Source organism: Ruminococcus flavefaciens, from assembly GCF_900119075.1.
In the GTDB taxonomy this organism is placed as follows: domain Bacteria; phylum Bacillota; class Clostridia; order Oscillospirales; family Ruminococcaceae; genus Ruminococcus; species Ruminococcus flavefaciens_Q.
In genome coordinates this window covers 216,660-227,776 of sequence record NZ_FPIP01000002.1, presented here as the reverse complement: position 1 = coordinate 227,776, position 11,117 = coordinate 216,660, and the positions used below count along the sequence as shown (strand labels likewise).

Annotated in this window: 11 protein-coding genes; 8 read left to right on the top strand and 3 right to left on the bottom strand. The window is 40.9% G+C overall.

Annotated elements, in window-relative coordinates; translation table 11 throughout:
- Positions 1-236 precede the first annotated feature (236 nt).
- The gene (locus BT105_RS03870) at positions 237-428 is read right to left on the bottom strand and encodes a helix-turn-helix domain-containing protein (RefSeq protein ID WP_072299514.1); all 192 of its coding nucleotides are present in this window, start codon (positions 426-428) and stop codon (positions 237-239) included.
- Positions 429-631: 203 nt separating this feature from the next.
- Between BT105_RS03870 and BT105_RS03865 the strand changes: the two genes are divergently transcribed.
- From BT105_RS03865 to BT105_RS03855, 3 genes are all read left to right on the top strand, one after another.
- A complete protein-coding gene (locus tag BT105_RS03865; RefSeq protein ID WP_072299513.1) occupies positions 632-916 on the top strand; it encodes a DUF960 domain-containing protein in 285 nt (94 codons plus the stop codon).
- Between the two features lie 63 nt (positions 917-979).
- The gene (locus BT105_RS03860) at positions 980-2,080 is read left to right on the top strand and encodes an amidoligase family protein (RefSeq protein ID WP_072299512.1); all 1,101 of its coding nucleotides are present in this window, start codon (positions 980-982) and stop codon (positions 2,078-2,080) included.
- Position 2,081: 1 nt separating this feature from the next.
- Positions 2,082-3,038 carry a class II glutamine amidotransferase gene (locus tag BT105_RS03855; protein WP_072299511.1) on the top strand — a complete coding sequence of 319 codons (957 nt, stop codon included), beginning with the start codon at positions 2,082-2,084 and terminating at the stop codon, positions 3,036-3,038.
- 43 nt (positions 3,039-3,081) lie between these two features.
- On the opposite strand, the gene BT105_RS03850 is transcribed toward BT105_RS03855, so the two are convergent.
- Positions 3,082-4,101: a hypothetical protein gene (locus BT105_RS03850; RefSeq protein ID WP_072299510.1), complete on the bottom strand. Its 1,020-nt coding sequence runs from the start codon at positions 4,099-4,101 to the stop codon at positions 3,082-3,084.
- A gap of 193 nt (positions 4,102-4,294) precedes the next feature.
- Between BT105_RS03850 and BT105_RS03845 the strand changes: the two genes are divergently transcribed.
- From BT105_RS03845 to BT105_RS03825, 5 genes are read left to right on the top strand one after another with little or no spacing between them, the layout of a single operon-like run.
- Positions 4,295-5,710, top strand: a complete 1,416-nt coding sequence (locus tag BT105_RS03845; RefSeq protein WP_072299509.1) for a DNA primase family protein — start codon at positions 4,295-4,297, stop codon at positions 5,708-5,710.
- Positions 5,707-6,060 (top strand): plasmid mobilization protein, encoded by a 354-nt coding sequence (locus tag BT105_RS03840; protein WP_072299508.1) that lies wholly within the window; start codon positions 5,707-5,709, stop codon positions 6,058-6,060. Before BT105_RS03845 ends, BT105_RS03840 begins: the two co-directional genes overlap by 4 nt.
- Positions 6,057-7,460 (top strand): relaxase/mobilization nuclease domain-containing protein, encoded by a 1,404-nt coding sequence (locus BT105_RS03835; protein WP_072299507.1) that lies wholly within the window; start codon positions 6,057-6,059, stop codon positions 7,458-7,460. Before BT105_RS03840 ends, BT105_RS03835 begins: the two co-directional genes overlap by 4 nt.
- A gap of 51 nt (positions 7,461-7,511) precedes the next feature.
- Positions 7,512-7,736 carry an excisionase family DNA-binding protein gene (locus BT105_RS03830; RefSeq protein WP_072299506.1) on the top strand — a complete coding sequence of 75 codons (225 nt, stop codon included), beginning with the start codon at positions 7,512-7,514 and terminating at the stop codon, positions 7,734-7,736.
- A gap of 57 nt (positions 7,737-7,793) precedes the next feature.
- Positions 7,794-9,257 carry a tyrosine-type recombinase/integrase gene (locus BT105_RS03825; RefSeq protein WP_072299505.1) on the top strand — a complete coding sequence of 488 codons (1,464 nt, stop codon included), beginning with the start codon at positions 7,794-7,796 and terminating at the stop codon, positions 9,255-9,257.
- Between the two features lie 825 nt (positions 9,258-10,082).
- Here the strand turns inward: BT105_RS03825 and galE are convergent.
- On the bottom strand, positions 10,083-11,105 hold the full coding sequence (gene galE / locus BT105_RS03820) for a UDP-glucose 4-epimerase GalE (protein WP_072299504.1): 1,023 nt from the start codon (positions 11,103-11,105) through the stop codon (positions 10,083-10,085).
- Positions 11,106-11,117: the final 12 nt, after the last annotated feature.

The following is an 11,117-nucleotide window of genomic DNA, read 5'->3' as shown; positions in this document are numbered from 1 at the left end:
TGAAATTAAAAAGAGCGCAGAGGTCATCCCCCTGCGCTGCAAGCACTATGCGAAAGCCGTTCAAGGCATAGTACAGCTGCAGGAGATATAAACTCAGGTATATCCCCCACAGCGCCCACAGAAGCTTCTTAATTGAAGCTTTCCGCCCCTGTGAGCCCGTACTATCAATATGTTTAAGAATCAGTAGAAAAAAGAGTCTGAAAGAGAACGTCTGCTTTCTGTACAGGGTACATAGGCTATTTGACGTTATGTGTCTGTGCCTGAATATATTTGTATACGGATGATCGTGGGATCTTCCACTTGTTGCCGATCCTGAAGGCTTCTATTTCCTTGTCCTCCAGCAGCTGATAGGCGGTGTTTTTGCCTATCTTCAGAATCTTCATGACTTCCTCAATGGTTATAAGCTCCTCCTGTGTTACGGCCTCCATTGTTTCACCTCCTGTTCTTTTGGTAGCTTGCTACTTATTATATTGTTGTAATTCTGGTTGTGGTTCATATCGCTAATGTTCTCATTCTGAGCTATATATCATTGATATGCCTCTATGTCAGGTACTGATTATACGATAATGGCTGACCACATAGAGACCGCTACGGCGGATCATAGGAGCATAGCAAACGGAAGGAGGAAACGATGTTTACAAATGAACGTTATCTGACCTGTGGAGTTGACAGCACGATACCGCTGGAACTTCAGCTGTTCATGTGGGAATGCATGGAAAGGATGCAGGGTGCGAAGGACTACCTTCAGGTCTTTGAGCTTACGGCATCAGGCCCGATGCAGAGCATATCTCACTCGTCAGAAGAACCCGAATACCACATGGAATATCTGATACCGTCAGATACTCCGATAACAGCCAAAGTCTACATCATAGACGATGGCGATCACTCAACAATGCTGCTTGCAGAAGAATACTGATACAAAGAAGCCCTCCCGATTCAGTTCGGGAAGGTATTTTTATGCCCTGAGGAGGATAATACAATGGAAGAGAATAAAATCTACTGCTCTCACTGCGGAGCACTTATCGAAGATGGCAAGGACTACGAGGAAGTCAACGGTGAGATCGTCTGCACCGACTGCTACGAAAGCCATACGACCACCTGTGACCGCTGCGGCTCTGTCATTTGGAGCGATGACAGCTACGGTGACGAATACACTACACTCTGCTCCAACTGCTATCACAACCACTATACTCGCTGCAGCTGCTGTGATGCTCTGCTCCATGAGGACGATGCCTATCACCTTGATGGCTACGATTACTGCAGCGACTGCTACCATGACGAAGTTGACAAGAACAGAAGCATACACGACTACGGCTACAAGCCTGAGCCTATCTTCTATGGCGATTCTCACCGCTATTTCGGTGTAGAGCTTGAAATTGACGGAGCAGGCAAAGACTCGGACAACGCTGACGAGCTTCTTGCTATCGCCAACAGAAACGAGGAGCATATCTACATCAAGGGTGACGGCTCACTTGACGACGGAATGGAACTGGTAACGCATCCCATGTCTCTTGCTTTCCACAAGCAGTATCAGTGGGCGGAGATCATGAAGAAGGCTATATCTCTGGGATATCGCTCACATCAGACAAGTACATGTGGGCTTCACGTCCATGTGAACCGTGACTGTCTCGGCGATAACCGTGAGGAGCAGGATGAAACTATCAGCAGGATACTGTACTTTGTGGAGAATCACTGGAATGAACTGCTGAAATTCTCACGCCGCTCCGAGTACGCCATGAACAGATGGGCAGCTCGCTACGGCTTTGAGAAGACAGGCAGGGAGATACTTGATAAGGCTAAGAAAGGCAACAACGGCCGATATGCCGCTGTAAATCTTATGAACTACGCAACGATCGAGTTCAGAATGTTCAGGGGAACGCTGAAATACAACACTTTCATCGCTGTTCTTGAGCTTGTCAACGCTATTATCGATGCTGCAATCAACAACACAGACGATACCCTGTCCAAGCTGTCATGGCTGGACTTTGTAGGCGATATCAGGGAGCCTGAGCTGATACAGTACCTGAAAGAACGTAAACTTTACGTCAACGACGATATCAACGAAGAGGAGGAAATGTGATATGTGTGCATTATTCGGATGGCTCGATTATAGAGGAATTGTCCCATACAAGGTTCTCAGAAAGCTCACTCAGGCTCTGGCAAACGCAGCTGAGGAGAGAGGTACCGACGCTGCCGGTATCAGTTATATCAACAGCGGAAGAGTAACGATATTCAAACGACCGAAGGCAGCGCACAAGCTGCACTTCAACGCTCCCGACGGTACAAAGGCTGTTATGGGACATACAAGATTGGCTACACAGGGCGATAAGAAGCAGAATTACAACAATCACCCGTTTGCCGGTCACGCTGACAAGGAGTTCGCTTTTGCACATAACGGTGTCCTCTGGAATGACAAGGAGCTCCGCCGTGACAAGGTTATCCCCGATACATATATCGATACTGACAGCTATATCGGCGTTCAGCTTATCGAGAAGCAGGGAAAACTTGACTTCGACAGCTTGCAGTACATGGCAGAAACGGTCGAGGGAAACTTCACTTTTACCGTGCTCGACCAGACCAACAGCTTATACATTATAAAAGGGAGCAATCCGATGTGCCTGCTCCACTTCGAGACAATAGGCCTTTTTGTATACGCTTCAACGGAGTCGATCATGAAGAAGGCTCTGAAGCAGCTGGGCCTGCATAAGTTCGAGAGCAAGCGCATCGATACGGACGAGGGCGATATCCTGTGCATCGACAGGAATGGCAGGATATCGAGGTCGCAGTTTCAGCCTAAGATATATCGCTCGAAGTATCTGAGTTGGTACGACGACGAGCCTTATTATAACGTGCATGAAGAACTGCTGCTTGCCTATTGTGGCTGTTACGGAGTTGATACCGCTGATGTTGAGCTGCTGTTGGAGTTCGGCTATACCTGTGACGAGATCGAGGATATGCTCGCAGACCACAGCCTACTTCACGAAACGCTCTGTGCTGTCAAGGGTGAAGAGGAATACAGCCTGCTTGAAGCATTCTGAGCAGAGACAAAGATAACCACGGTATGAGCACCGTGGTTATTTTTTAAAAATGCGTCTTTCTATGTTTATCTTCTTCTACAAGCTGAGATAATGCTTTTAAATTATCTACAAGATATGCCCTATATTCAATGTAATATGCAAACTCTAATCTCTTTTGTTCTTGAATATCTGAAGGATCCTCTTTAAAAAACAGTTCGTAGCATTTTCTTAACAAATCTAATATTTCTTCCTTCATTGTATCCTTTAAATTAATCAAAGATAATACAGTACTTCTGTAAAAATATATAGGTTCATATAGACTTCGTCTTGCTAATTCCTTAGTATTATTATCCGAATTGTATGCAGATAATACGATTTCCATTTTTTGCATATACTTTGTGGCATTATCTATATATATCTTTTTATCATTACCTGAGAGTAATCTTCTCTTTTTTCTTGCGAAGTCATCTGTTATCTCAATATCATCAAATGCACTGGGTTCATAATTAGCCAATCTTAATGAATCATCATATTTTTTTTGATCTAACAAAGAATCCATACTTTTAATGTCAAATAAGTCCTTTATCATAGGGGAAAAGACTTCCCTTATCTTTTCATAATCCAATGTATTGTCTTTTTTATACTCATCACCATCAAGATTATAATAAATAATTTGAAGAATTAAACAATAGCACTGGTAAAGCAGTTCTCCTTTATGATCCATCTCATCATCTGATAAAGTATTGTATAATTGGGGATTATCATCATCAGATATTCCAAAAATATCATTTATAGAATGAATGGCTTTATTAAACACATCTATTCTTATAAACGGAGGCTTATCATCCAGATAAGCAGCATTTCTATTTTTAAAAGTATATGAGAACAGCTTTTTGAACCACTTTATATCTTTTTTTACAGCAATAGAACCTGCTGTACGACTAATAAATTCTCCTTCATAAGTAACTGTTAGTCCAACTGTGGTTGTATCAAATATACCCTTTATGATCTGTTTAATAAATATTTCTTGAATATCATTAAACTTTTCTTTACCTTTTTTTCCTTTATTACGTTGTTTTTCCATAAAAAACCTTTCCCACAAAATCCCACTTTTGCGATTATAGTTATTTTATTTTGACGATGCTATAATACTTATAGATCAGGGGAGCAAAGATCAACTGATCAAGCAACTTGACAATTGAATACATACGTAAAAGCATATTATACTATTCTACATTTATAGTATAGCATAATGTATTACAGAAAGGAAGAGTTTTATGAATATTCTTAAACTCATAGCCTTACTTCTCAAAAAACATGGGGAAATACAGATTATGGATCATAAAAAGTCCATATCGGAAATTGTGAAACGGCTGATCATAATGAAATTCCTGCGTAGTTGCGGAGGATCATTTTATCTTGCCGTTGAGCATCTGCTTACCCCCATAACGGAACGAGAAGCAATAGCTATTATCCGAGCTCTACTTACCGAAGCGGACAGAATCAACATTAGTTCAAATGAGATTAAAGAAGCTTTGGAACGAGCAAGGGATGCACCCGAACTACAGATTGACATTGACGATATTCATTCAAAAAATAAATTTAAACTTTTAGCCTTTAATGGAGAATTCGATGCTCTGACTGGTAAGTTTAGGACTCCTGCTAAAGACAGCCTATACCTTTATAAGTTGAACTTCAACTACAAGGAAGGAGCAAAACTTGAAGAAGCGCCATCGTTTAGAAACTTCGCTGAAACAAGTCTTGGAAATGAAAATCTGGATTGTGCGCTTGAATGGATGGCGTACATTTGCACTTCATTAACAGAAGCACGTAAAGCAGCTTTTTTCATTGGTCCTGAACAATGTGGTAAATCATTGCTTCTTGATGTAATTGAAGATGCACTAGGTCCTGACAACACTTCTGCTGTTCCATTCTCAAAACTTGGTACTGAACAGTCGAGAATCAAGTATCAGGGAAAAATTGCAAACCTTTCAAGAGAAACATCAGCAGAACCGATGCGAAACGATGACGCTTTCAAAAGCATAATCGCAGGCGATAAGATAACCGGAAGACGACTCTATGAGAACTCAGTGGAATTCGTCTGCTTCGCTAAGTTCACTACTGCATCAAATCATTTTCCTGTTTTCAAGCACATGGATTCGGCTACTCTTGACAGAATCATACCAATTTACTTTAAAGACAGAGTAATCGATGAAGTGCAGACTGACTTTCACCTGAAGGAGAAATTGCTCAAGGAAAAGGACATTATCTTCTCCGTTGCTCTTGATAAACTTCCCAGACTGATCAGCTCAGGCTACCAATTCAGTTTGTCGGATAGGTCAAAAGAAGTACTGGCTCAGAAACGCATAGAACTTCTCAATGTAAAGGAATTCCTTAAGGACAACTTTGAGATCGCACCGGACGGTGTCATTTCTTCAGTTGAGTTATATCGTTTCTATCAGGAATGGTGCGATGCAAATGGTATATCTTCTGAAGGGAGAAACACTTTCTACAGTAAAGTTACTGACTACAGTAGCTCTATTAAGAGAGGAAAAAATAATATTGGAGGGCGTCTACTTAATAGCTTTAAGGGATTAAAACTCTGGTGTAACAACAGCGAAAAAAAGTATGTACATTCGTACCAAGATTCGCAAACGTCTACACAACCACAGAAAGGAGGTAAAGCAAAATGAGCGAAAGCAAAGCTAAAACTATCAATGTTCGTGTCAGCGAAAGTGAGAAATCGATCATCGAAGAAAAAGCTAATTCTGTTAGTTTAGGCACTAGCGAATTTCTCAGGACAGCCGCTCTTTCCGATGATAAAATAATACTTCTTCAGGAAGGTGCGACCATAGCTAAGAAGTTGTGCGAGCTTGTATGTACCTTTGAAAAAGCCGAGGAATCGGGGAATATTGAAGGTATATACGCAACAACCATACTCTCAAAAATCGAAGAGCTCATAGCCTTTTTCAATAAACTATCGGAGAAACTAACCGACATTAGTGAAAACGATGTAAGTGATGATGAGGAGGTAACAACATGAGTATTCTAAAATTTGTTAACGGTAAAAACAATGATAGAGATTTTCTCCATAAAAAAAGGAATTATCTTACTGATCCCGTAAAAACAAATGGCGGAACTCTTGTTGGATATTATGGCTGCTTTGCCAACCACGATCTTGCCGACTGGATGACCGTTAAAAAGCAATACCACAAAAGCGGAGGCCGTCAGGGGGAGCATAGTGTGCTTTCTGTCACTTGTGGAAAGAAAGCGGTTGATCCCTGTGAGCTAATGAATGTTGCAAAGGAAGTAGTTCAGGAAATATATAGCGGACATCAATGTATATACGTTGTGCATACAGACAGTAAGCATACTCATATACACATACTTGCTAATTCCGTATCTTACGTAAACGGCCTAAGATTTCACATCGGCAATAACCAACGTGCCGGTTTCCGCTTGAAGGTGAATAAAATTCTCGAGCATTATGGTTATGACCAGATTCACTCGCGAGCTGACGAAATAGTGGATAATACTCCGTATGATCTCACTAATGGCTTCGACTGCCTGGAAATCAACAATGACGAGCCATATGTCGACACCTTTAAGAATATTCTGGCTAATCCGGAAGACAAATACTTTGATGAAGAAGACAGCATTTCTTTGTCAAATATCGAAATATTATTAGAGGATACTGATGAAATATCGACGTCTTCTAATGTATATACAAATTTTTCAAAGGAGGGCTATTTTATGCCTAATTTTAATTCACTTCTTGGCGTTACGCCAAACACAATCACTAATCCTGCTGTTTCTCAGCAGACAACACCTTACCAGTACGCCGGACAGACATTTACAGGTAAAATCCCTGATAATACTGCAGCATCCAGTAAAAACCCTAATATGGCCGCTGTTTCACAGCAGGCAGCAACTCAGTCTTTTGCTTCTAAGCCTGTAAACACTAACTACGGCAGCAATTCTGCTTCAGCACTGACTGACAATCAAATGCTTCCTGCATCTGCTACATTTAACTCAAACGTTCCCGAAGCTGCTTTACCTCAGGAAGGTTGTCAGCTGTATCCTCAGGTAAACTCAAACGGACTCCCCGAGCTCAATTTCAACTTATCGTCCCCCATAAAAATGAAGCTTCTATTTGGAACTCCTGCCGATGAAGTCAAAAAACTTATTCGTGCAGCAACTCCATATAACAAGGACATAGATCCATACGGAGCAGGAATGACCATTATGAAATCATTACAGGATAATGGAGTATTCTGTAATATAGGAATCAATATGTTTCCTTCGATAGATATCGACTTTACTTCCGGTATATATCCGGGCTATAGCAACAACTGTATTTATCAGCCGGATGTAGAGTGCGATCCAAATCACCCATGTGCTCCCTGCAACCAGGGACAGTCCTGTGAACGTTGTCGTAAATGACAACGTTCTAACGAAGGATTATATATTATTACACTGAAAGGAGGAATCACCATGAAAAAAATGAACAGCATAAATGCAACTTTCAAGCTTTGTAAGGAGCAAAAAATCGGGATAAGCATGAGATTACTCAGACAGCTTGTTAAAGAAGGAACTATTCCGTCAATAAAAACCGGACGATCTTATCTGATCAACTGGGATGGACTTATGAAATATCTCGATACTCATACACAGTCTGCTGAAAAGGCGGAATCAGGCATAAGAAAAATCAGTGCTTAATAATTAAACAGGGGGCATTCGTAGGAATGCCCCCTGTTTCATAGAAAGGAGAATATTATGCCCAAACCTAAAAAACACATATCCAAGGACGGAAAGATCTCATATAATATTCGAGTCTACGATGGGTATGATAGTAACGGAAAACAGATTGTACGTTCAATGACCTGGAAACCGCCTGCAAATTTGACTCAAAAGCAGGCAGATCGTGAAGCAGAACGTCAAGCCATTAAATTTGAAGAATCAGTCAAAAACGGAAACTGTTTCGACAACAATACCCGTTTTAAAGAATATGCAGAAACATGGCTTGAAAATAACAAACCGCCAATACTTGCTCCAAAAACATATGAGCGGTACAAGGCTCTGCTGATAAACATCATTGCTGCAATCGGTGAAATAAAACTTATAAAGCTTCAATCACACCATTTACAACAGTTTTATAACAATCTGAGAGAAAACGGAATTAAGAAGATTGGAGCATATGCCTGTTCAAATAAGCTAAGAACAGTTATTTCAGAGAAACGACTTACAATAAAATCTGTTGCTCAAAAATCTGGTCTTTCTGCTTCAACTGTCTCAGCTGCCTGCAGAGCAGAGCATATAAGAATTGAATCTGCTGAAAAAATAGCAGATGCACTAGGAAGTAAAACAGAAAAGCTCTTCGATATACATGATGATACTACAGGCTTATCATCAAAAACTATACTTCATCATCATCGACTTATAAGTTCAATACTTACTCAGGCTACAAGAGACAGACTTGTACCATATAACGTTGCAGATCATAACTACATGAAAGCGCCTAAACTCGATCATTCGGAAGCTGTCTTTCTGGACGATGAACAGGCAAGACACGTTCTGGAACTGCTTGACGAAGAACCTATTAAATGGAAAACTGCTATGTATCTGCTTATATTCAGCGGTATTCGCCGCGGTGAGCTTATGGGGCTAGAATGGAAAGATATCGATTATGATAACCGTGTTATCCATATAAGAAGGACAAGCCAGTATGTTCAGCATATGGGCATAATTACCAAGTCGCCAAAAAATGAAACATCTTATCGAACTATAAAGCTCTCAGAGATAGTTTTTGATCTTCTCCGTGAGTATCATGCATACTGGAATAAGCTGCGAAACGAAATGCTTGATCGATGGGAACATTTTATCACCATAACGCTGGCAGACGGAAGTACACAGACTGTTATAAATGACAGACTCTTCATAAAAGAAGATACAACTCCTATGAATCCAGACAGTTTAACCGACTGGACAAGTAACTTTGTCAAGAAAAACAAGCTTCCTCACTTTACGCCACACTCGCTCAGACACACCCACGCTACTCTTCTTATTGCTGAGGGAGTTTCTATCCCAACTGTTTCACGACGCCTTGGACATTCCGATATAACTACAACGAGTAAGATTTATGTTCATGCGATACAGTCGGCTGACGAAATCGCTTCTGATGTTATCGACGGAAAACTTAATCCGGTTCGAAACGACAAAAACAAGAAAGATGCAAAATAAACAATGCTCCTTCTCCAGTGTGGGGAAGGAGCATATTTTTTCTCTTAAAAACTTTTCTTCAAAAAACTGGAAAAACCGGATGAGAGAACAGAACTATGTTTAACCTCCGCTAACTTCAACCGATAAATGTTACATGGTTTATCACTGTTTTTCATAGCTTTTCATCATCATAACGAAAATATAACGAAAACGGAGACATATTCAAGCTGAAGCAAGCTTTCTTTTTTGTCAGCAACATAGTCCATGATTCCAAAGGTAGTGCTCTCGCAAAAGGCTATTCTAAGCCATAAATCAAAAGGACTATGTTCAACAACATAGTCCTTGTTTTTGGTTGCGGCGGCTGGATTTGAACCAACGACCTTCGGGTTATGAGAAGCGATTGGGGTATATCGCCCCATGCCACATAGTACCGTATACCGCGTAAAACAGGCAATTCTCATTTTGACTCACGGAGAATAAAATACAGTTTTTTCACCGCGTAGCTGTACGGTAGCTGTACTTTTTGTCCGTTTTTTCCTGTTTTTTCATGGCTGTCATTTTACTATCTGTGATTTAGTAAAATAATGACATTTCATGTTTTTCAGGCATACTTCGTAATCGTCAAATTCCATTTATCCAATAAAAGCTATAATAAAAATGACTAAGGAAGTCTAACTGAAGTTTGATTGAAATGAATTGAATTCAAAGGTAGTTATCAAAAATGCGACGCACTTTATTTGACGTTTAAGCTGCTTCCGTTTCTATTTACACTTATTAATAGTATACCATATTGACTATAAAAATGCAAGTAAAACGTAAAGCTCGGGGCATAGCCCGAGCTTTGAATTACTTATTGTATCCGTTAGGATTATTCTTCTGCCAGTTCCATGAGTCACGGCACATATCTTCCAGAGACTTCTCAGTCTTCCAGCCGAAGACTTTCAGTGCCTTGTCTGCATTTGCATAGCACTCGGCAAGATCGCCTGCACGTCTTGGTCCATATACATGGTTTACCTTGATATTGTTTACCTTTTCAAAGGTATCAACGATCTCAGTTACGCTGTATGGAGTACCTGTACCGAGGTTGAATATCTCGCAGCACTTGTCGTTCTTAAGGATATAGTCGATAGCCTTAACGTGTCCCTTTGCAAGGTCAACAACATGAATATAGTCACGAGTGCAGGTACCGTCAGCTGTTGGGTAGTCGTTGCCGAAGATGGTAAGGCACTCACGCTTGCCAACTGCAACCTGTGATACATAAGGCATGAGATTATTAGGGATTCCCTGTGGATCCTCGCCTATCATACCGGATTCATGAGCTCCGATAGGATTGAAGTAACGGAGAAGTATAACAGAGAGTTTCTCGTCAGCCTTTGCAGCGTCCTCGAATATCTGCTCCATCATAGATTTGGTCCAACCGTAGGGGTTGGTACAAGCTCCGCGAGGCATTGTCTCAAAATATGGAACAGGGTTGGCTTCACCGTATACAGTTGCAGATGAACTGAATATGATGTTATTAACGTCAAAGTCCTTCATTGTCTCAAGAAGCGCAAGTGTAGTATCAATGTTGTTGCGATAGTACATGATAGGCTTCTGAACAGACTCGCCTACTGCTTTAAGTCCTGCAAAGTGGATAACAGCGTCGATCTTATTTTCCTTGAAGACCTCTGCAAGCTTTGCGTTATCCTTGATGTCGAGCTCATAAAGCTTAACGGATTTGCCTGTTATCTTCTCAACTCTCTTAATTGCTTCTGGGCAGCTGTTTGAGTAGTTGTCAGCAACTACAACGTCATAGCCTGCATTTAAAAGCTCAACTGCTGTGTGGGAGCCTATGTAACCTGCTCCGCCTGCTAAAAAAACTGTTGCCATTTTTTACCTCCA